At 33.8% G+C, this 22,363-nt stretch carries 19 protein-coding genes and 1 tRNA gene; 15 read left to right on the top strand and 5 right to left on the bottom strand.

What is annotated here, in order from left to right; genetic code table 11:
• Positions 1-156 precede the first annotated feature (156 nt).
• The 3 genes from ACPX19_RS10940 to ACPX19_RS10930 are packed head-to-tail and all read left to right on the top strand — an operon-like array spanning position 157 to position 2,034.
• Positions 157-1,005 carry an alpha/beta fold hydrolase gene (locus ACPX19_RS10940; RefSeq protein WP_426430042.1) on the top strand — a complete coding sequence of 283 codons (849 nt, stop codon included), beginning with the start codon at positions 157-159 and terminating at the stop codon, positions 1,003-1,005.
• Positions 1,005-1,496, top strand: coding sequence for an RNA polymerase sigma factor (locus tag ACPX19_RS10935; protein WP_426430041.1), 492 nt, complete (start codon positions 1,005-1,007; stop codon positions 1,494-1,496). Before ACPX19_RS10940 ends, ACPX19_RS10935 begins: the two co-directional genes overlap by 1 nt.
• Positions 1,486-2,034: a hypothetical protein gene (locus ACPX19_RS10930; RefSeq protein WP_426430040.1), complete on the top strand. Its 549-nt coding sequence runs from the start codon at positions 1,486-1,488 to the stop codon at positions 2,032-2,034. The genes ACPX19_RS10935 and ACPX19_RS10930 overlap by 11 nt, the downstream gene beginning before the upstream one ends.
• 175 nt (positions 2,035-2,209) lie before the next feature.
• On the opposite strand, the gene ACPX19_RS10925 is transcribed toward ACPX19_RS10930, so the two are convergent.
• Positions 2,210-3,442 carry a peroxiredoxin family protein gene (locus ACPX19_RS10925; protein ID WP_426430039.1) on the bottom strand — a complete coding sequence of 411 codons (1,233 nt, stop codon included), beginning with the start codon at positions 3,440-3,442 and terminating at the stop codon, positions 2,210-2,212.
• A 116-nt stretch (positions 3,443-3,558) separates the two neighbouring features.
• On the opposite strand from ACPX19_RS10925, the gene pheT reads away from it, so the two are divergent.
• The 8 genes from pheT (at position 3,559) to ribB (ending at position 14,533) form a co-directional block, all read left to right on the top strand.
• The gene (gene pheT / locus ACPX19_RS10920) at positions 3,559-5,985 is read left to right on the top strand and encodes a phenylalanine--tRNA ligase subunit beta (protein ID WP_426430038.1); all 2,427 of its coding nucleotides are present in this window, start codon (positions 3,559-3,561) and stop codon (positions 5,983-5,985) included.
• Positions 5,986-6,124: 139 nt separating this feature from the next.
• The gene (tpx, locus tag ACPX19_RS10915; RefSeq protein ID WP_426430037.1) at positions 6,125-6,625 is read left to right on the top strand and encodes a thiol peroxidase; all 501 of its coding nucleotides are present in this window, start codon (positions 6,125-6,127) and stop codon (positions 6,623-6,625) included.
• A gap of 7 nt (positions 6,626-6,632) precedes the next feature.
• Entirely contained in the window at positions 6,633-7,004 is a 372-nt protein-coding gene (locus tag ACPX19_RS10910; protein WP_426430036.1) for a diacylglycerol kinase, read from the top strand.
• A 28-nt stretch (positions 7,005-7,032) separates the two neighbouring features.
• Positions 7,033-7,860, top strand: coding sequence for a M15 family metallopeptidase (locus tag ACPX19_RS10905; protein ID WP_426430035.1), 828 nt, complete (start codon positions 7,033-7,035; stop codon positions 7,858-7,860).
• Between the two features lie 39 nt (positions 7,861-7,899).
• The gene (locus ACPX19_RS10900; RefSeq protein WP_426430034.1) at positions 7,900-10,311 is read left to right on the top strand and encodes a DNA translocase FtsK 4TM domain-containing protein; all 2,412 of its coding nucleotides are present in this window, start codon (positions 7,900-7,902) and stop codon (positions 10,309-10,311) included.
• A gap of 18 nt (positions 10,312-10,329) precedes the next feature.
• Positions 10,330-10,974 carry a LolA family protein gene (locus tag ACPX19_RS10895; RefSeq protein ID WP_426430033.1) on the top strand — a complete coding sequence of 215 codons (645 nt, stop codon included), beginning with the start codon at positions 10,330-10,332 and terminating at the stop codon, positions 10,972-10,974.
• A gap of 18 nt (positions 10,975-10,992) precedes the next feature.
• Positions 10,993-13,329: an LptF/LptG family permease gene (locus tag ACPX19_RS10890; protein WP_426430032.1), complete on the top strand. Its 2,337-nt coding sequence runs from the start codon at positions 10,993-10,995 to the stop codon at positions 13,327-13,329.
• Between the two features lie 58 nt (positions 13,330-13,387).
• A complete protein-coding gene (gene ribB / locus ACPX19_RS10885; RefSeq protein WP_426430031.1) occupies positions 13,388-14,533 on the top strand; it encodes a 3,4-dihydroxy-2-butanone-4-phosphate synthase in 1,146 nt (381 codons plus the stop codon).
• On the opposite strand, the gene ACPX19_RS10880 is transcribed toward ribB, so the two are convergent.
• From ACPX19_RS10880 to ACPX19_RS10865, 4 genes are all read right to left on the bottom strand, one after another.
• Positions 14,530-16,086 carry a family 16 glycosylhydrolase gene (locus ACPX19_RS10880; protein ID WP_426430030.1) on the bottom strand — a complete coding sequence of 519 codons (1,557 nt, stop codon included), beginning with the start codon at positions 16,084-16,086 and terminating at the stop codon, positions 14,530-14,532. The two genes, ribB and ACPX19_RS10880, sit on opposite strands and share 4 nt — an antisense overlap.
• A 79-nt stretch (positions 16,087-16,165) precedes the next feature.
• The gene (locus ACPX19_RS10875; RefSeq protein ID WP_426430029.1) at positions 16,166-17,356 is read right to left on the bottom strand and encodes a DegT/DnrJ/EryC1/StrS family aminotransferase; all 1,191 of its coding nucleotides are present in this window, start codon (positions 17,354-17,356) and stop codon (positions 16,166-16,168) included.
• A gap of 60 nt (positions 17,357-17,416) precedes the next feature.
• Positions 17,417-18,046, bottom strand: coding sequence for an NAD(P)H-dependent oxidoreductase (locus ACPX19_RS10870; RefSeq protein ID WP_426430028.1), 630 nt, complete (start codon positions 18,044-18,046; stop codon positions 17,417-17,419).
• 67 nt (positions 18,047-18,113) lie between these two features.
• Positions 18,114-18,198 (bottom strand) — tRNA-Ser (locus tag ACPX19_RS10865).
• Positions 18,199-18,367: 169 nt separating this feature from the next.
• Between ACPX19_RS10865 and ACPX19_RS10860 the strand changes: the two genes are divergently transcribed.
• The 4 genes from ACPX19_RS10860 to ACPX19_RS10845 all read left to right on the top strand — a co-directional run bounded on the left by ACPX19_RS10860 (position 18,368) and on the right by ACPX19_RS10845 (position 22,354).
• Complete coding sequence (locus ACPX19_RS10860; protein WP_426430027.1) at positions 18,368-19,147, top strand: DUF3108 domain-containing protein; 780 nt, start codon at positions 18,368-18,370, stop codon at positions 19,145-19,147.
• Between the two features lie 4 nt (positions 19,148-19,151).
• Positions 19,152-19,490 (top strand): FUSC family protein, encoded by a 339-nt coding sequence (locus ACPX19_RS10855; protein ID WP_426430026.1) that lies wholly within the window; start codon positions 19,152-19,154, stop codon positions 19,488-19,490.
• A gap of 152 nt (positions 19,491-19,642) precedes the next feature.
• On the top strand, positions 19,643-20,674 hold the full coding sequence (locus ACPX19_RS10850; protein WP_426430025.1) for a M28 family metallopeptidase: 1,032 nt from the start codon (positions 19,643-19,645) through the stop codon (positions 20,672-20,674).
• A gap of 99 nt (positions 20,675-20,773) precedes the next feature.
• Positions 20,774-22,354, top strand: a complete 1,581-nt coding sequence (locus ACPX19_RS10845) for a M28 family peptidase (RefSeq protein WP_426430024.1) — start codon at positions 20,774-20,776, stop codon at positions 22,352-22,354.
• Positions 22,355-22,363 lie beyond the last annotated feature (9 nt).

Below are 22,363 nucleotides of genomic sequence, written 5' to 3'. Positions count from 1 at the left end.
CTTCTATATAAAATGCGAAGATATTTATTTATGTACTTTTAAGCGTGAAGACCTTTAAAAATCTACGATAACGTTTTCTGAAATAAAATTTCAATGATTATTGATGTAACATTTTACGATTGTTGCATCTAAAGGCAAATCAAAAATTTAAAAACCATGAAAACAATCGTATTATTAATCCTTTCAACATTTTTCTCTTTCACATTTCAAGTGGAAGACACTGCCAAACCGATACACGTAGAGGTTTCTGGAAAAGGCAGCCCAATTATTTTTATTCCAGGATTTACTGTGCCTGGCGAAGTTTGGAATGCTGTAGTTAAAGAACTAGAAAAATCTTATGAATGCCATGTTGTGACCTTAGCAGGTTTTAATGGTAAAGCTCCTATTGAATTTCCTTGGTTACCTAAAGTAAATGATGCTCTCAACAACTACATTTCAGAACATCATTTGGACAACGTGACAATAATTGGTCATAGCCTAGGAGGGACTATTGCTACCTGGTTGGCGAGTAGAGAAAATTCAAAAGTGTCCAACATCATTATTGTAGATGCATTGCCTGCTGCTGGAGCTTTAATGATTCCTGATTTTAACCCAGATAACCTAGCGTACGATAGTCCTTATAACAATCAGCAATTGGCCATGGATAGCACTCAGTTTGAACAAATGGCAACAATGATGTCGCAAGGTATGAGCGTTAATAAAGAAGCTCAAGAGGACATAAAAAAATGGATACTAAAAGCTGACCGAAAAACCTATGTTTATGGCTACACAGATTATCTTAAATTAGACCTAAGGAAAGATTTAAAAAACATAAGTATACCTACAACGATTATTGCAGCAACCAAACCTTTTGGAAAAGAGGTGGTCACAAAAAACTACCAAGACCAATACGCAAATCTAAAAGATTATAATTTTATTTTAGCAGAAGAAGCTGGACATTTTGTTATGTTAGACCAACCTGAGTGGTTTTTGAGTACCATGAAAACGATTTTATCAACTCAATAATGATTACAGAAAAAGACTTTACAGCGCTGTATAACGCACTCGCACCAAAAATACAAAGGCTATGTTTGGGTTATGCTTCAGGTAACCGAGACCTTGCTAATGAGTGGTTGCAAGAGACATTTATAAAAGTCTGGAATTATAGAACATCATTCAAAGGTGAGGCTTCGGTGGACACATGGATCTACCGAATAGCTGTAAATACTTGCTTAAGTGATTTGCGAAAAACCAGAAAGAATATCCCAATAAATGAAGCTATTTTGAAAGACAACCATGGTGAAGAGGACATCCATGCACATGAATCTAGACTTAAAAAGATGTACAGTTGTATTGATCAACTCACAGAACAAAACAAATCCCTTATCCTTTTAGAATTGGAAGATATACCACAGGCAACCATTGCAGAAACGGTTGGATTAGCCCACGGTACGTTAAGAACACGGTTAAACCGAATTAGAAAATCGCTTTTAAAATGTATTACAAATGGAAAATGATGTATTAAACACTATATGGAACAGTCAGGATGATAAGACCATCAGTAATCCTGAAGCTATTATTAGCAAAGCAAAAACCCAACGCAGAAGACAATTCTGGTCTGTATTAATAATGAGTCTAACAGTAGCCATACTGATTGGCTATACCATTTTTGTATCACCGAATCAGTGGAACAATTTTGCGCTAGGCTTGTCATTGATGATTTTGAGCTTGGTATTTAGAATCGTCTTAGAATTAAGGACGATTTACTTAAAAGAAGCTAAACTAGTAACACTGGATAGTAAATCTTTTAAGGACTATCTGAGAAAACATTACAAACTGCGGTTTTGGATACATTACCTCATAACACCAATTTGTTTAGCACTATATATTTATGGTTTTTATCTGCTCTTGCCTTATTTTAAACGTGAATTCTCTGAAGGCTTCTACCTTTATCTTTTGATTTCAGGATTTGGGTCTATTGCTGTGATTATTGGTATAATTATTCACAGCATTCGGAAAGAACTACGGTTTTTAGACAAGTTGAGACAAAACTAGAATAGACCATTCAACTTTTTGTATTAAATCCTTAATGTCAGTTCGAGTGATTTTTAGCATAAAAATCGTATCGAGAACTATTTTAAGACTAAAATTCTTATTCTCGATACATCTCGACATTAAAGTCGAGACACTCGAATTGACAGAATTTTAAATGAAGTAAAGGACAACTAAACTACTCGCTCAGCAACTCAACTACAAAGCTTTCAAACTCTTCTTTGAATTCTATGTATTTATCGCCAGTTGCTGGGCCATTAAAACCAGTATGTATCTTTCTCACCCTTCCTTTTTTATCAATAAAAATAGAGGTTGGATAAGATAGTACATGGTTAAGCATTGGCAATTTTTCTTGTGCATCAGATTTGTCTGCACCACCATATTGTGCTAAAAGTATAGGATAGTCTATACCTATTTTACGTTGTAGTCTTTCTATGCGGCTAAAAGCTGTTTCTTTGTCCTTAGCATACTCAAAGGCTAAAGCTATAATTTCCAAATCTTTACCTTTATATTTCTTATAAAAATCTGAGTAATACTTACTTTCATCCAAGCAATTAGGGCACCAGGTTCCCATAATTTGCACCACAACAACTTTATCTTTAAAGCGTTCATCCTTAAGACTCACCATTTTATCTAACGTGTTAGGAAATGCAAACTCTAAACTGTCGTAACCTTCTTTTAGGTAGGTCAATTCATTTGCACTAGGTAATTCATAGTCGGTATTACGTTTAGCCTCAAAAGGTTCTTTCCAGTGGTTCCCAGAATAAAATCTACCATGCATTGTAGAATCTGTAACGGTAGCAATAAATAAAAAGGCGTGAGCACCATCAAACGTAGATAGTTTCATGGTATTGCCATCAATTACACCTTCTAAATAACGGTAATCGCCAGTAGTTGTTCTAAAAGTTCCGGTAACCTTCTGTCCTTTTTGTTTAAAAATACCCTTGGCAACATATTCATCTCCTTCAACACCTTTGCTGAATACAGTTTCCCAAACACCTTCAACATTAGTTGTTGGCTTTTCCTTTACCGAAAATCTCATATTCTCATGGCCTTCAGCTCTAAATGGAACTTTTCGATTTCTATCGGGACTCACATAAAAACCATTCAAACTTTCCTCATTACTAATTTTAGCCACTAAATAATCCTTAAACACTGGCAAATTGATATAGACAGAATCGTTTTTATATTCAATTTCATCCACCATTATCGCTTCTTCAGCATTGTAAATCTTTAATAGGCTATCAGATTCAACTTTAAAGATGAAAGGAATTTCCTGATGATCTTGAATTGGCAACCATGCTCTGTACGTTCCTTCTTCTAATGGAATAGCTGAGTCTGAATTGGATTTAGTTTCGTTTTTACATGAAAATAGAAATGTTACAACTAAAAGTCCGAAAATATATCGCATCGTAAATTAAGTTTATTTAGAGTTCGAAATAACAACAAATCTCTTACATAAAAAAGCATATTCATTTCATTAACATACAAGTATTATTATCTTTGTAGCTTCATTGAACTGAAATTATGAAGATATCATACAACTGGCTAAAACAGTTTATAAAGATAGATTGGGATGCCGAGAAAACTGGCGAATTACTTACGGATCTTGGCTTAGAAATAGAAGGTATTGAAACTTACGAATCCGTTAAAGGTGGATTAAAAGGCATTGTTGTTGGCGAAGTATTGACTTGCGTACAACACCCAAATGCAGACCGACTAAAAGTAACTACTGTAGATATTGGTGAAGCAGAGCCAGTGCAAATTGTATGTGGAGCACCAAATGTGGCTGTAGGACAAAAAGTACCTGTAGCTACCATTGGCACAACGCTATATACTGCTGAAGGTGAAGCCTGGGAAATAAAGAAAGGAAAAATTAGAGGTGAAGAAAGCCATGGTATGATTTGCGCTGAGGACGAACTTGGACTTGGTGAATCTCATGAAGGCATCATGGTTTTGGATGCTAATTTAAAGACTGGTACACTAGCCGCAGAGATTTTTGAAGTAGAAAATGATGAGGTTTTTGAAATCGGTCTTACCCCTAATCGAGCAGATGCTATGAGCCATTATGGTGTGGCTCGCGATTTGAGAGCAGGCCTGTTACAAAAAGAGAAATCGCTAGAGCTTATCACACCTTCCGTGATGTCGTATCATGTAGATACAAGGTCATTAAAAATTGATGTTGATATCAAAGACAAGGAGAAGTGTCCGCGTTATTGTGGTGTCACTATTTCTGGAGTTAAGGTTGGTACTTCTCCTAATTGGTTACAAAACCGACTAAAAGCTATTGGCTTATCTCCCATTAATAATATTGTAGACGTTACCAATTACGTTTTACACGAGTTAGGACAACCATTACACGCCTTTGATGCCAATAAAATATCAGGAAACAAAATTGAGGTTAAAACCTGTAAAGCTGGAACGAAATTTACCACATTGGACGAAGTTGTAAGAGAATTGCACGAAGAAGATCTAATGATTTGCGACGCTGAAAAACCAATGTGTATTGCCGGTGTTTTTGGAGGTATTGACTCTGGAATTACGGAAGGTACAACTAAAATTTTCCTAGAGAGCGCTTACTTTGATCCCGTAAGTATCCGAAAAACGGCAAAACGACATGGTTTAAATACTGATGCCTCTTTTAGATTTGAAAGAGGTATTGACCCTAATATTACAGAATATGCGTTAAAACGCGCAGCTTTACTCATTACTGAAGTTGCAGGAGGCGAGATAACCAGTGATATTTCTGATGCCTATCCCAATAAAATAAAGGATTACGAAGTACGATTAAGTTTTGAAAATGCCAAGAAATTAATTGGTGAAGAAATTCCGAAGGAAACCATTAAAAGTATTTTAACGTCTTTAGAAATTAAAGTCAATAATGTTACTGAAACCGGTTTAGGACTTACTATACCAGCATATAGAAACGATGTACAACGCGAAGCAGATGTTATTGAAGAAATCTTAAGAGTTTATGGCTACAATAATATTGGCACAACCGAAAAACTCAATGCTTCAATTTCTAATTCTACACGTTTTGAAGATTACAAACTTCAAAATATCATTGGTAACCAATTAGCTGCTCAAGGGTTTTTTGAGATCATGGCAAATTCCCTCACAACACCGAAATATGTTGAATTAAGTGAGCAATTAGACGCAACGCACAACGTAAAAATGTTAAATCCTCTGAGTACGGATTTAGAAGTAATGCGTCAATCGATGTTATTTTCAGGGTTAGAGGCTATAGCTCATAACATAAACCGTAGGCGCTACGATTTAAAGTTGTTTGAATTTGGAAAAACATATCATCAGTATTCTGAAAGCAGAGAAGAGTTTAAGCATTTGGCACTTTTTGTTACAGGTAATAAAACCCAAGAACGCTGGAACTCACAAACATCACCGAGTGATTTCTTTTATTTAAAAGGTACTATTGAGGCTATTTTAGAACGTTTGGGGTTGAATAAATTAAAGTCTAGTCCTAATAAAACTGATATCCTAAGCGAAGGTATGAGCCTATCTCTTGGAAAGAAAAAACTCGTTGAATTTGGGTTAGTCAAAAAATCGGTACTTAAACATTTTGGAATTGCTCATCCTGTTTTATTTGCTGATTTTAATTGGGATAATGTTTTAGATATGGCAAAACACAATTCCATTAAATTTACAGCTATACCTAAGTATCCTGAAGTACGCAGGGATTTTGCTTTATTGTTAGACAATAAAGTAACCTTTGAGGATATTTACTCCCTTGCCAAGCAAACCGAAAAGCAATTGCTTAAAGATATAAACCTGTTTGATGTTTATGAAGGTAAGAATCTACCAGCAGGTAAAAAGAGTTATGCAGTGAGCTTTACATTACAAGATGAAAATAAAACCCTTACTGACAAACAGATTGATAAGATTATGTCTAAGCTTCAATCTAACTTTGAGTCTCAACTTGGGGCTGAATTGAGATAGACATTCAAAAACCATAACAAAAAATAAGAGCCATATTAATTATAGAATTGATATGGCTTTTTCTTTAAAACATTATCATTTTATTTACACTTTTCAGTATTGCTTTTTTTATTTTTAACCAAAATTAAAACACTAAACCATGGCAAATGTAACACTAGGAGGAACTCCAGTAGAAACAATAGGAAATTTACCAAAAGTTGGTAATAAAGCACCAAATTTTAAACTTACAGACACGGAATTAAAAGATAAAAGCTTTTCAGATTTTGAAGGCAGTAGATTAGTATTAAATATCTTTCCAAGTGTTGATACAGGTACTTGTGCGCAATCTGTAAGAACATTTAATGAAAAAGCTAGTCAATTAGAAAACACTAAAGTATTATGTATCTCTAAAGACTTACCCTTCGCCATGGCACGTTTTTGTGGTGCTGAAGGTTTGGATAACGTTGTAAGCTTATCCGATTACAAAACAGGTCAGTTTGGTAAAGATTATGGATTGGCTTTTGCAAACGGAGCGTTTGAAACCTTATTATCTCGATGTGTTGTTGTTATCGATACAGATGGTACTATTTTGTACACGGAACAAGTTTCTGAGATTGCAGATGAGCCAGATTATGCTAGTGCTTTGAGCAGTTTATCTTAACGCTACGATGCAACAAAACAAAGAGTCATTTATAGTTAATAGACTTAAAAGTGTTGGCTTTGCTTTTAAAGGAATGCTCATTCTTATTAAAACCGAAGCCAGCATTAAAATTCAGGTCTTTATTGCTATTGTAGTTACCATTGCTGGATTTTATTTTAATATTTCAGCTACTGAATGGATGCTCCAAATAGCTATGATTGGGCTAGTAATGAGCATAGAAGGTGTTAACACTGCTGTTGAGTACATTGCAGATTTTATTCACCCAGAGCACCATCCAAAAATTGGGTTGATTAAGGATATTTCTGCTGGTGCTGTCTTTATTGCTTCAGTCGTTGCGGTAATTATCGCTTGCATCATTTATCTTCCTAAGATTTTTTAAATACCAAACTAAAGTTTATTTACGTTACATGATTAGGTATTTAAGACATCTTAAACTTGTAGTGTTTAATTTTATGCAGCAACTTACTATTTTACTTTCTTTTCTTCCACTTCTAGCAAGTTGCCAAAATACTTCTAACACCGAGCCGAAACAAACTAACCCATCATTCGGATTGTTTGAAAAAGCTATTAATAACGATACGCTTAACATTTCCAAAGATTTTATTCTTGGTAAATTTGATTATAAAGTAGATTCTAGCTTTGTTAAAGTAGATTCTAAATACGCCACAAAAGAAATTTATCTAAATGCTTTTGTTTACAGGGCTTTCCTTAAAATGTCAGAAGCAGCAAAAAAAGATAGTATTGATCTTAAGATTATATCTGGAACCAGAAATTTTTATGAGCAAAAGGCTATTTGGGATAGAAAATGGAAAACATATAACGAACTAAGCCCTCTCAATAGAGCAAAAAAAATACTACAATACAGTTCTATGCCCTCTACATCTAGGCATCATTGGGGAACAGATATAGATTTGAATAGTTTAAATAATTCGTATTTTAACAGCGGAAAAGGTTTAAAAACCTACCAGTGGTTAAAAACGTATGCCAATAGTTTTGGATTTTATCAGGTTTATACCAATAAAAATAATGGAAGAACTGGTTATAATGAAGAAAAATGGCACTGGTCTTTTGTACCTTTGGCGAGTAAATATTTAGAGTTTTACAATTCTAATATTAAAATTGAAGATATTACCGAATTTCAAGGATCTCATCTAGCTAAAGATCTTCATATTATTGAAGATTATGTTAATGGGATTTCTAAAGAGGTAAAAGGATATAAACAAAATACACCTTAGACACAGAGAGGTATATACCGAAATAGTATTCGGCATAATATGGCAAAAAAGACAACTAAAAATAAAAATACAAACAAGACTAGGCCAAAAAAGGCATTTAAAAAGCCATCGCTTAAATTATCCAATCAGCAAAAGCTCATTTTTGGTAGCTTACTGATTATATTGGGTGTGCTTTTATTTATTTCCTTTTTGTCTTTCATATTTACAGGCAAGGAAGACCAAAGTGTATTGAATAATTTTCCAGAACGTACTGAAGCCTACAAAAACTGGGCAAGTCAGCTAGGTGCTTGGGTCAGTGAATTATTTATAAACAAAGGCTTTGGTATACCTTCTTTTATATTTTCTGGTTTAATTTTTCTGTCCGGTGTATATACTACCTTAAACCTTAAAAAAACAAAGCTCACAAAACATTGGATTTGGGGAACATTAATCGTTATTTGGTTGTCTGTTTTCTTTGGGTTCTTTACACATAAATACGATATTCTTGGGGGTACTATTGGTTTTGAAATGAATCATTTCTTTCAGGATTATATAGGAAAAATAGGTACTGCTCTATTACTACTCTTTGGACTTATTGCCTACCTAGCTATAAGATTTAAAGTTACTGGTGAGACGTTTATTAAACTTTTCGGTAGTGCGAAAAAAGATATCAGGGATGATTTTGAACCCTATACTGAAGATGATACAAAAACTGCTATGGTAGACAATAGTCTAACGGAAGAAGCTGAAAACATTAAATCTGCATTAGAGGTATCTTTAGAACAAAAAGAACCTAAAATTGGCAATCATTCCAGACTAAATAAAGCTAAAGAGCACTTAAGTGATGAGCCTAAAATAAAACAAGAGTCGGGAGAAAAATCTGATATTGAAGTTGAAATAGAAACTGTAGAAGAAGAAAAATCCGAAACCGATAATTTAGCGGATAAACTTGTTGAAGATTTCGGGCAATTTGACCCTACTTTAGAACTAAGTAATTTTCAGTTTCCGCCTCTAGATTTATTGAACAAATACGATAATGAAGGAATTTCTATAGATCAGGAAGAACTTGAAGAAAACAAAAACCGTATTGTAGAAACACTAAATAACTACAAAATTGGTATTACGAGTATAAAAGCCACTATTGGACCTACCGTAACACTCTATGAAATTGTGCCAGATGCTGGCGTTAGGATTTCAAAAATTAAAAATCTTGAAGATGACATCGCTTTGTCGCTTTCGGCACTAGGCATTAGAATCATTGCACCTATCCCTGGTAAAGGTACTATTGGTATAGAAGTACCAAATAAGAAATCAACAGTCGTTTCAATGCGTTCGGTAATCGCTTCACAAAAGTTTCAGCAATCCAAAATGCAATTACCAATTGCGTTCGGAAAAACCATTAGTAACGAAACCTTTGTAGTAGATTTAGCTAAAATGCCTCACTTACTTATGGCAGGTGCTACTGGGCAAGGTAAATCGGTTGGCTTAAATGCGGTATTGACATCGTTATTGTACAAAAAGCATCCGGCCGAAGTAAAGTTTGTATTGGTAGATCCTAAAAAGGTTGAACTAACACTTTTCAACAAAATTGAACGTCATTATTTAGCAAAACTTCCAGATAGTGAAGATGCCATCATCACCGATAATACTAAAGTCATAAATACACTTAATTCACTTTGTATTGAAATGGATAACCGCTACGAGATGCTTAAAAATGCATTTTGTAGAAATATAGCAGAGTACAATGCAAAATTTAAGGCTAGAAAATTAAATCCAAATGATGGTCACCAGTTCTTACCTTATATTGTATTAGTTGTTGATGAATTTGCAGATTTAATTATGACTGCAGGCAAGGAAGTAGAAACACCTATTGCCAGATTGGCGCAATTGGCACGTGCTATTGGTATTCACCTTATCATAGCAACACAGCGTCCATCTGTTAATGTCATAACTGGTATTATAAAAGCTAACTTCCCAGCACGTATAGCGTTTAGAGTAACCAGTAAAATAGATTCGCGTACCATTTTAGATGGCTCTGGTGCCGACCAGCTTATAGGTCGTGGTGATATGTTATACACGCAAGGTAACGACCTCATCCGCTTACAATGTGCTTTTGTTGATACGCCAGAAGTTGAAAAAATTACTGAATTTATAGGTTCGCAAAAAGCTTACCCGGATGCGCATTTACTCCCTGAATATGTTGGTGAAGAGGGTGGCACAAATCTTGATATAGATATTTCCGATCGAGATAGCTTGTTTAGAGAAGCTGCCGAAATTATTGTGACAGCACAACAAGGTTCAGCCTCTTTATTACAACGTAAACTAAAATTAGGCTACAATAGAGCCGGTAGAATTATAGACCAATTAGAAGCAGCTGGTATTGTAGGACCTTTTGAAGGAAGTAAAGCCAGGCAAGTTATAATTACTGATTTGGTGGCATTAGATCAACTGTTAGAAAATGAACAACAATAATATTACACTTTACAAAAAATGAAAAAAATAATCTTTTTAGTATTCATCACACTAGGCTTTGTAGGTTTTTCGCAAAATGACGCAAAAGCCGAGACACTTTTAAATGAAGTAAGCGCTAAAATTAAAGGCTATAAGAACATTTCTATAGACTTTAAGTATGAATTAAATAATGTTAATGAGGAAAATATGAGCCAAGAAACTCGTGGTGATGTTGTTATTGAAGGTGAAAAATACAAGTTAAATATATTAGGTGTTACAAGAATATTCGATGGCAAAACACTTTACACCATTAGTCCTGAAGACGAAGAAGTAACCATATCTTCTGATAATACAGACGAAGCAGGCACAATTACACCTAGCAAGATGTTATCTTTTTACGAGGATGGTTATACCTATAAAATGGATATTGTTCAAAATGTAAAAGGACGAAAAATTCAGTATGTAAAGTTGAATCCTATGGATACCAATTCTGAAATAAAGCATATTCTGTTAGGCATAGATGCAACTACAAAACACATTTATAACCTCATAGAAGTTGGTAAAAACGGTACAAAAACAACATTAACTGTTAATTCTTTTCAAACCGACCAACCTATCTCAAAAACCTTATTTACTTTTGACAAGAGTAAGTATGCTGATTACTATATCAACAGAATAGACTAAGGTTTTAATATTTAATGTGTGAAAATACTAGATAGGTACATTCTTATCACATTTTTAAGGACGTTTTTTAGCGTCTTTATTATATTCATGTTCATCTTTGTGCTCCAAGGTGTGTGGCTCTATATATCGGAGCTTGCAGGTAAGGATTTAGATGTTTCAGTAACCGCAAAGTTCATTCTCTACTATATGCCAAAGCTTATTCCTTTGGTGGTGCCGTTAAGTATCTTATTATCTTCAATTATGGTTTTCGGGAATTTTGCCGAGAACTATGAGTTTGCAGCTATGAAATCTACAGGTATTTCCCTACAACGTGCTATGCGTAGTCTTAGCGTGTTTATTGTAGCTTTGGGTATAGCTTGTTTCTTTTTTGCAAACAATGTTATTCCTTGGGGAGAATACAACTTTTATAATCTAAGACGAAATATTGCCAAAGTAAAACCTGCCTTAGCCATTGCTGAAGGGCAGTTTAACGAAATCGGTAATATTAATATCAAGGTAGATAAAAAGACAGGAGATAGAGGCCAATATTTAGAAAATGTAATTATACACGACAAGAGCTCTGCAAGACTTGGTAATTATAAAGTTATCATATCTGAAAAGGGAGAATTAAAAAGCAGTGTAGACTCTAACGTATTGCAGTTAGAGCTCATAAACGGCAACTATTACGAAGAAATTATAGATAAAGACATTCGTAAAAATAGTAACAAACCGCATGCTAAAAGTTATTTTGACAGCTACACAATTAATGTAGACTTAGAAATTCTAAATGATGAAGACCTTGATGAAAAAAATTATAGTGGAAAACACTCAATGTTAAACATCGATCAACTCAACTACACAATAGATAGTTTAAAAGGTCAGCGAAAGGAAGATTACAAAATTTTATCACGTACCTTATACAATCGTAGTACCTATGAGGCATTAAATCTTAATATTAATATTGAAAAAGACTCCTCTTTTTCTGGTGATTTATTAGACCTTTTTCCAATAAGAAAAAAAGCTCAAATTATTAATCTCGCACTCAATTCTGCAAATAGTACAAACCAGATTATAGACTCTAACAAAAAGAATTTTGAAGCTAAATCTATACATCTTAATAAACACATTATAGCTTTACATGACAAATTTGTACTTGCAATAGCTTGCATCATCTTATTCTTTGTTGGTGCACCACTAGGAGCTTTAATACGTAAAGGTGGATTGGGACTACCAATTGTTATTGCTGTTGTATTGTTTTTAACCTATCACTTCTTTGGTATATTTGCTAAAAACAGTGCTGAAAAAGGAAGTTTTAGCCCAATAATTGGTTCATGGCTATCAACAGCTGTTATGTTGCCGTTAAGTATTTATTTAACGACCAGAGCGACAAATGATAAAGGTGCTTTTGAGATTGAATCTATACTCACACCTTTAAAGAGGTTTTTTAGACTTCAAAAGAATGAAATAAGAGACAAAGCATATTTGAGCAAAGAGTCAGAAGATTATAATACACTTCTATCTTTTGACAACTCAAAACTTATCCAAATTATCAAAAACCATAGAGATTTTGATTATAAATATGAACACAAAAACTCTGCAATTTCTATACTAAATGAAAGAGGTGTCACAGTTCAAGAATTAAGATTAGCAGGTCATTTGTCTAGTAGAAAACATGATGAAATTATAAGCCTAAAAAATGAATATGAAGAAGATTCTAAATTAGCATTTATCTTTTACATCATAATGACCCCTCTTAATATTCTTGCTGGAGTATTCAATAATAATGGACCACAATCATTAGCAATTATATTTTTTGTTCTAGGTATTATTACGTTTTTGATTTGTGTAATTTCACTTATGAAATCCATATCAAAACATATAGATTTATTCAAAGCACTTGGAAAGTCAAGAAGTGCCAACGGAGCAATACTTTATTTTTTAGGGCTACCACTCTATTTTATATTTTATTTTATTCAAAAGAACCAAATAGAAAATGAGCTATTTAAAGTTAGATCTAAAACTTCTAATAAAGAACAGCTTTCTGAGCATTCTAAATCGCTTTTAAAAGATTATAAAGATTATTCTAATACAAGTTTAGTAAGTTATATTTTAAGTGGAATCTTTATTAGTCTACATTTTATTTCAAAAAACAATAAAATGCCTGAAGTAGCTGAATCGTCTCTCAGTCTAGGATTAATAGCTTTAGTTTTCTTCTTTATTTATGTTTTGGTAGACTCATACGTTTATTTAAAGTTCTATAAATCTACTGTTAAGAAAGACAAACACATTAATGTTTTTATTTTAATAATACTATTTACAGTTTATCCATTAAGATATATTCTTACAAGAAACAAAATCAAACAAGACTTTGATTAACATAATTTATTATCATATCAAATAAACGTATCTTTGCATAACTTAACTCATAGGTTATATGAATACTAGTATGGATACAAAAACCAAGTTAAACACCATTGAAGAAGCCATTGAAGATATTCGTCAAGGCAAAGTAATAATCGTTGTAGACGATGAAAATCGTGAGAATGAAGGAGATTTTTTAGCTGCTGCCGAAAAAGTAACTCCGGAGATGATCAATTTTATGGCTACTCATGGTAGAGGCTTAATCTGTACTCCTCTTACAGAACATCGATGTGACGCGTTAGAACTTAACATGATGGTCAGAAACAATACTGACCCTATGGAAACAGCCTTTACAGTTTCTGTAGACTTAAGAGGCAATGGTGTAAGTACAGGTATTTCTGCTAGTGATAGAGCCAAGACAATCAAAGCTCTCATAAATAAAGACACAAAACCTTTTGAACTTGCAAGACCTGGTCATATTTTTCCACTAGTTGCTAAAGAAGGTGGTGTATTAAGACGTACAGGCCATACAGAAGCTGCAATAGATTTTGCACGTTTAGCTGGCTTTGAGCCTGCTGGTGTCATTGTAGAAATAATGAATGAAGACGGAACCATGGCAAGATTACCTCAGCTGATGGAAGTCGCTAAAAAGTTTGATTTAAAAATTGTTTCTATTGAAGATTTGGTAGCGTACCGTATGGAGCACGATTCTTTAATTGAAAAGAAAGAAGACTTCAACATAGAAACACGTTTTGGCAAGTTTAGACTCAGAGCTTATCTGCAAACCACCAATAATCAGGTTCATATTGCATTGACTAAGGGTACTTGGAAGTCTGATGAAACAGTTTTAACACGCGTTAACTCTACTCTAGTTAATAATGATATTCTTGGTACGCTAACAAATAATGCTGACCAAAAGTTAGATGACATGTTCAATGCCATTAATACTGAAGGAAAAGGAGCTATCATATTTATAAATCAGCAAGCGGAGTCCATGAATTTATTATCTCGTTTATCTGTTTTAAAGGAAAACCAAGAAGAAGGAGAATTAGTAAAAGCCCCAAGAATTTCTATGGATTCCAAGGACTTTGGTATTGGCGCTCAAATTCTTCATGATTTAAAAATTAGCAAAATCAATCTTTTATCTAACAGCTTACAAACCAAACGTGTTGGTATGATAGGTTATGGCTTAGAGATAGTAGATTATGTCAACTACTAATCAATAATTATCTTTTGGGTCAGTAAATTATTTCCAGATTTAATCTTCAATATATATAGCCCCTTTTGTAATTGACTAACATTAAGTTTCCTTATGTTGGAGTTTTTGTCAATAACAAGTTGACCAAGGGCATTATAAAGGCTTACATTATCAATACTATACTCAGTTTTTATATATAAGTTATCCTTTACTGGGTTGGGATATACTACAAATCCGTTTCTATTTAAATCACCTATGCTTAACGAAGTATTCTGATAAACCCTGACGTAGTCTATGACCATTTCACTTTGTATAAATGCAGGATCTATAGCACCTGCAACTCCACCCATGGCAATATTAAGTAATAGGTATTGATCTTCATCAAAAGGCCAGGTGCTCGCATCTTTAACAGCCGGATTGTATGTGTAGAATCCAACACCATCAATTAAAAACGTGATTTGATTTGGTGACCAATTCATGGAATACACATGAAATTCATTGGCAACATCATTTAAAATATAAGACTGATAATTGATAGTAGCACCAAAACTAGAGGGCGTATGTATTGCGCTACTCACATGATTTACAGGTCCTAATCCATGCTCCATAATATCTATTTCACCACAAGCTGGCCAACTTGTGGTACCAAAACCTTGTGTTTGCCAATAAGCTCCTGCTTCGGTAATGTTTTTACCAAGCGTCCATATCGCTGGCCACGTTCCATCTCCTTCAGGTAGCTTTGCCCTAACATCGACTCTACCGTAAGTAAAGGCAAACTTGGAATTTAGTCTAGCAGAGGTATATGCTTTGGTTTCACCTTGATCAGTGAAGTTTTCCTTAATAGCAACAATATTCAAAAAGCCATTTTCAACAAAAGAATTTTCAATACGATTGGTATAATGTTGCTGCTCTCCATTGAACCAACTGCCACCCGCTGGTAATTGTGTTTGATGAAACCATTTTGTATCATCTACTGCTCCATCTGAATCAAACTCATCTGACCAAACTAAATCTGTATAAACTACATCTAGCGCATTAGGGTCTGTAGCTTCTGAACCATCATTGATGTCATCAATAAAATAGGTGCCAGGTATTAGAGCACCACCATCAATGAAGATAACCAATCTGCTATAGGCTCCCGTTGCATTTACAGAAGTACCTACTCCACTCAATGTGGCATTAGAAAAATCGAATGTTAAATTGTATGACCAACCAGAACCAGAGCTACTTTGTACAACCTCAACATCTGCCTCTGTACCATTTTCCAATTTTACCATAATGGTGTGTAAATTAGGATCAAACTGATAAAAAGATAAAGTAATGACTTGTTGCTCAGATAAATCTATTGGATTACTTAAATCTATAAAAAAACCTTGCCACTCTTGGCTACCATCATTAAAAAACTGACCGACTGGATTATTGGCATCTGTTTGATCTACTCCAAACGAAAACTGACTTCCCGAAAATGCTGTGAAAGTTTGGGTGGGATTGGAAAAATCCAGTGGTGTTTGCTGAGCAAAGTAAAGATTGATTCCTAATAAAAAACTGAAAGCGCAAATGTAAAACTGTTTCATAGCTTAATTTTTTTAAAGATATGAAACGGTTTTCAGTTAATTTTAAATTTCACCTATACACTAACTGTACAAGTAAAAACTAAAAAGCTTTAATAATTTCTACCATTTTTTGGGCTCTAACGCTAACTTCTTCTTTAGTCCACGATAATTTTATTAAACATGAAATGTTACGAGCTATCCAATGGTCTGATTGTTCAAAGGTTTTTGTTTTAAGATATTCTAAACCTTGCTTTACTTCGTTCGAAATAGGAAACAACGATTTTAAATCCTTAAGGTGATCCCATTTTCTAATGTAATGCCAGTTATTATCATAATAATGGAAGCATACATCAATGCCATTCTCCTTAAACCCTTTAAACACTTTTCTTGCTGATTCTAAATCTGGTAAAAAGAAATTTAAAAAAGCATAGCTTTCTTCACCACCCTCTGGCACAGTTCTAAAAGTTACCTCAGGAATATGAGCTAGCGCTTCTCTTAAAATTGAATAGTTTCTTTTTTGAATTTTCACAAACTCAGACAATCGTCTTACTTGCGCTAATCCTACAGCAGCATTTAGCTCGGAAATTCTAAAATTGTAACCTAAAAAAGGGTGTGTTTCCGCACCTCTATCGTTACCAATATGGTCATGACCATGATCGGAATAATGATCGGCATTTAAATAGTATTGATTATTATTTGTTACCACTGCGCCACCTTCACCACAGGTAATGGTTTTTACGAAGTCAAAAGAGAAACAGCCAACATCGGCGATACTTCCTAATTGCTTGCCTTTGTAAGTTCCACCAATTGCCTGGCACGCGTCTTCTACAAATATTAGATTATGTTTATTGCAAATTGTTCTTAGGGCGTCCATATTACCCATGCTACCACACATTTGTACCATCATAACCGCTTTTGTTTTTGGCGTAATAGAAGCCTCAACAGCTTTTGGATCTAGGGTTAGAGTACTGTCAATATCTACCAATACAGGAATTGCTCCCAACAACATAATAGCTTCAAAACTTGCTACAAAAGTAAAGGTGGGCATTATAACCTCGTCGCCAGCACCTACACCAGCAGAAGCTAAAGCAACTGATACAGCAGCAGTGCCACTAGATACTAATTGAACATACTTAGAATTAAAAGTTTTTGCTAATTCAGATTCTAGTTCTTTAGCTTTCCAATGACCATTGCGCATGCCACCAAAACCATAGCGCATTAAGACTCCATTATCTAAAACATCATTAACTTCTTTTCGTTCTAAGTCACCAAACAACTCAAATCCAGGCATAATTTTTTTAAAATTTATTTAAACAAATATAAGCTTTTGCTTCAGTTTCACTAAGGGTATCTACAATTCTATAATGGTTTCCGATAATGGTTTTCTTACTTTCTTAAGACTGGCAAACATATCATCATGAGCTCGGTAGCCTACAGGAAATAAAAGAACTGAAGTGAGACCATGCTCATCTAATTCTAAAATCCTGTCTATTTCCTCTGGAACAAAACCCTCCATAGGACAGCTATCTATCTGTTCCACTGCACAAACCGTCATTAAATTGCCCAATGCAATATAAGCTTGTCTGGTAGCCCAATCATTTTTTTGGTCAATAGACATGTTTTGAATTGTAGATTTAAGGCCATCTCTAAATGGATTCAAGATTTCGTCTGGTGTTTGCCTAATATTTTTTATAGTATTAAAATGATTATCAACATCATCATCATTAATTTTGTTTTGAATACAAATCACTAAAAGATGTGACGCATCAACTACTTGACGCTGACCATATGAATGTTTCAACAATTGCTCTCTTATACTTTTATCCTCCACAATAACCAGTTTTAAAGTCTGCAAGCCATAAGATAAAGCTGTTAAATTAAAAGCTTCTTTTAATATGATTAATTGTTCACTGGACAAGCTCTTTGAAGTATCAAACTTTTTAGTAGCGTATCGCCACTTTAATTTTTCTATTATAGACATCTAAACTTTTTTTTGCAAAGATATGCCATAAACAAAAAAAGAGCTCCTATTGCTAGGAACTCTTTTGCGGAGAAAGAGGGATTCGAACCCCCGGAGGTGTGACCCTCAACAGTTTTCAAGACTGCCGCATTCGACCACTCTGCCATTTCTCCAATTGCGGATGCAAATATAAAACCCTTTTTGATGTAGCCAAAGATTTTTTTCTAGTTTTTTCAAAATGACTCAAGCAATTTTTAAATAAAATTAGCAACATTAAATATTGCATTGTATTTTCGGCACAATATATGCTACTTGTATCGTTATTATCACAAATCAATCTCAATGAAAAAATACTTATTTGTTCTAACAGCTTTATTTGGATTGTATATAACAGCCCAAAATAATACTATTGCTTTTGGTGAGAAATTAGTCTTTACCGCATCCTATAATATGTCTGGGATTTTAACAGACATTGCTGAAGTAAAAATGGAAACCAGTGAGCTAAATACTTCAAAAAGTACGCTTATGCGCTTAAAGTGCACAGCTGCAACCTATAAAAAATGGGACAATTTCTTTAAAATTAGAGATTTGTATGAAAGCTATGTGAATCCTAAAACACTAACGCCTTATCTATATAAAAGGGATATTAGCGAAGGTGGTTATTACAAATTTATGCAGTATAAATACAACCATAAAGCAAAATTGGTAAAAAGCTTGAAACGCAAAAAAAGAAAGGATGGTACGACTTGGGATGAAAATAAAGATGTAAAAATAAATGCTTCTACTAAAGATATTGTAAGCACTTTATACTACATACGAAATTTAGATATTCATAAAGCAAATCCTGGAGACCAGCAAGATTTCACTGTTTTGTTTGACAATAAAGAAACTACTATTATTTTGAAATATATTGGTAAGGAAACAATATCTACCAATATTGGAAGTAAAGAATGTTACAAATTGGCCTTATCTGTAAAAGGTAGTGATGTGCTCAAAGGAACTAACTCTAACTTATTATGGTTAACAGCCGATGAAAATAAAATTCCTGTTTACGCAAAATTTAAAATTGCTGTTGGTAATGGAGAGTTAAAAATAAAATCTGCAACTGGTTTAAAGCATTAATCTCATGGGAAAAAAAATAGTAATAGTTTTAGGATTTATAGCTGCTGTTTTAGCGGTTATTTTAGCCGTTACACCACTCTCAAATCTTGCCGTAATACCAATTATAGTGGCTTTTGTATGTGGTTTATTAATTGTTTTTATGTCTAAAAAAGATAAAACCAAAACAAAATCCATACAGTATATTTTTTTAATGGTAATAATTGCTTTATCCCTTACCATTTACAAAAGTGTTTATTACAAATCTGAAGTTGGAGACATTGAGCAATTAGAACAACGAGGTGAAGAAAATCTTGAAGATTCTAAAGAATTATTAGAAGACATAGAAATTGATGAAGATTTATAAAATTTCATCCTATCTGTAAGAAAATATTTCACACTTTAATTATTTTTGCCAAAATCAAACTGTTAAAAACAAATTCTGTTATTTAACCTATTTTTTTGCAAGAGAATAATCAATAGAGTTTGTTTACAAAAGTTATAATAAGTATTAGTTAGATGAAAGTATTAGTTGCCTCTGCACTTATTCTAGTAGGTTCTTGCGCTACATTAAGACATAGTGAAAAAATTGAACAATTAAAGGACAGTATATCTTACGATAACAAAACGGTTGTTGAAAAATACTTAAGCACCATCAACACAGATGAGTTAAAACTCCACATAGAAGAAATATCTTCAGAAAAATATAAAGGTCGAATGACCGGAGAAGATGGCCATAACGACGTCTGTGATTACATAAGAAGTTATTACGATTCTTTAGGGATAAAACCACCCAAGACTCATCCAAACTACTACCAAAAAGTACCAAAATCTGTTTTACCAGAGGGTTTTAACGACTCACAAAATGTCATTGCCTATATCGAAGGCTCAGAATTTCCCGATGAATATATTTTTGTTACGGCACATTCAGACCATGAGGGAATAATAGATGGTGATATTTATCCTGGTGCAGACGACAATGGTTCTGGTACAGCAGCTGTATTTGAAATGGCCGAGGCGTTCAAAAAAGCTACAGAAGATGGTAATGGTCCTAAGCGAAGTATTGTATTTCTTCATGTTACAGGAGAGGAAGTTGGACTTCATGGTTCTAGATATTATACCAACAATCCTATATTTCCATTAGAAGATACCATAAGTACACTTAATATGGACATGATTGGCCGTGTAGATGAAAAACATCAAGATAATGAAGATTATATTTATGTTATTGGAGCAGATCGTATAAGTACTGAGCTCCATTTTATTATTCAAGAAGCCAACTACAATTTTGTGAATTTAGATTTAGATTATGAATTTAATGCTACAAATGACCCAAATCGTTACTATTACAGGTCCGACCATTATAATTTTGCCACAAAAGGAATTCCAGTAGTTTTCTTTTTCAATGGCGAACATGAAGATTACACTAAACCAACAGATACAGCAGATAAAATAAATTACCCTTTACTTGCAAAACGCACAAAGCTCATCTTTGCAACTGCATGGTATTTGGCAAATTCTCCTAAGCGCTTAAAACCTGAAATTATTTAGTGTTAAACTTTGCCTAAAGAAAAATGACCAAACAGCTTTAATAATTTCGATTTTCGTAATTTTAGTCAAAGTTGTTATGATTAAATAAACATGCATAAAATGAAAAAAATAGTATTAGTCTTTATTACTGCTCTTTTAATTACTAATTGCGGAACTTTCTCAAAAAGCAATACCTCATCAGTTCATACAAATGAAGCAAGAATAGTTGATCCGACTGTATATGCTTCAACAATAACAGAAGAAGAACTCAAAGAAATGCTCTACAAATATTCATCGGATGAATTTGAAGGAAGAGAAACTGGGGAAAAAGGACAAAAAATGGCTGTTGAGTATTTAAAAAATCAATACCAAAAATTAGACATACCAACACCTTTAGGAGATGATGATTATTTTCAAGAAGTACCTTTAGAGAAGCAAAGTGTATCTGAAGCCAAAATCGCGATTAACGGTACAAGTTTTAAAAGTTTTGAAGACCATATCGTCTTAAGATCTTCTAGCAATACTGAGATTACAACACAAGATATCGTATATGTGGGCTATGGTATTCATGCTGAAAACTATTCGGATTATAAGGATATTGACGTTAAAGATAAAATTGTATTGGCAAAAGCCGGTGAGCCTAAAGACGCGAATGGAAACTATATAACAACAGGAACTGCAGAAGATACTAAATGGACCAATGGACGTCAATCTCTGTCGAGTAAAAGAGATGCTGCTATTGAAAATGGTGCCAAAGGATTACTTCTTTTAGACGCAAACATGTTCGCCAGATATGCACCGTATTACCAAAGACAAGCCGAAAGCGGAACATCTGGTCGTCTATCTCTTAAAAGTAATGAAGCAGAAATGATGATGCTAATGGTTAATGAAAATCTTGCTAAAGCCTTACATCCATCAATTTTAGAAGATGAAAAACCAAAGAATCTCAAAACAAACTTAAGCTTAGCGATAGAAAATAAATCTGAAGAGATAAGTTCTGAAAACGTAGTAGCTTACATTAAAGGCTCAACAAAACCTGACGAAATTTTGGTAATCTCAGCGCACTTGGATCACGAAGGTATAAAGAATGGTGAAATATACAACGGTGCTGATGATGATGGCTCTGGTACAATAGCAATACTAGAAATAGCAGAAGCTTTCAAAGAAGCTGAAAAAGCAGGGCATGGACCAAAGCGTTCCATTTTATTCCTACATGTCACCGGTGAGGAAAAAGGGCTTTTGGGATCTAGACATTATACAGATAACGATCCTATCTTCCCTCTAGAAAATACAGTAGCAGATTTAAATATTGATATGATTGGTAGAACAGATCCAAAACGTAAAGAGGGAGATAGAAACTATGTCTATCTCATAGGCAGTGATAAGCTGAGTACAGATTTGCACAACATTTCAGAAGAAGTAAACAAAAAATACTGCAACATAGAATTAGATTACACGTTTAATGATGACAATGATCCTAATCGTTTCTATTACAGATCTGATCATTATAATTTTGCAAAGAACAACATACCTGTAATCTTCTATTTTAATGGTACACATGATGACTATCATCAACCTAGCGACACTCCAGACAAAATTGAATATGATTTACTAGAAAACAGGGCTCGCTTGGTATTTTACACAGCTTGGGAAATTGCAAATAGAGCTGAAAGACTAATAGTAGATAAAGCTACAGAATAACAACTCTAA

The sequence above is a fragment of the Winogradskyella sp. HB-48 genome (genome assembly GCF_049942685.1).
Taxonomy (GTDB): Bacteria; Bacteroidota; Bacteroidia; order Flavobacteriales; family Flavobacteriaceae; genus Winogradskyella.
Note: the sequence above shows the minus strand (reverse complement) of the source record. Positions and strands in the feature narration are given on the sequence as shown.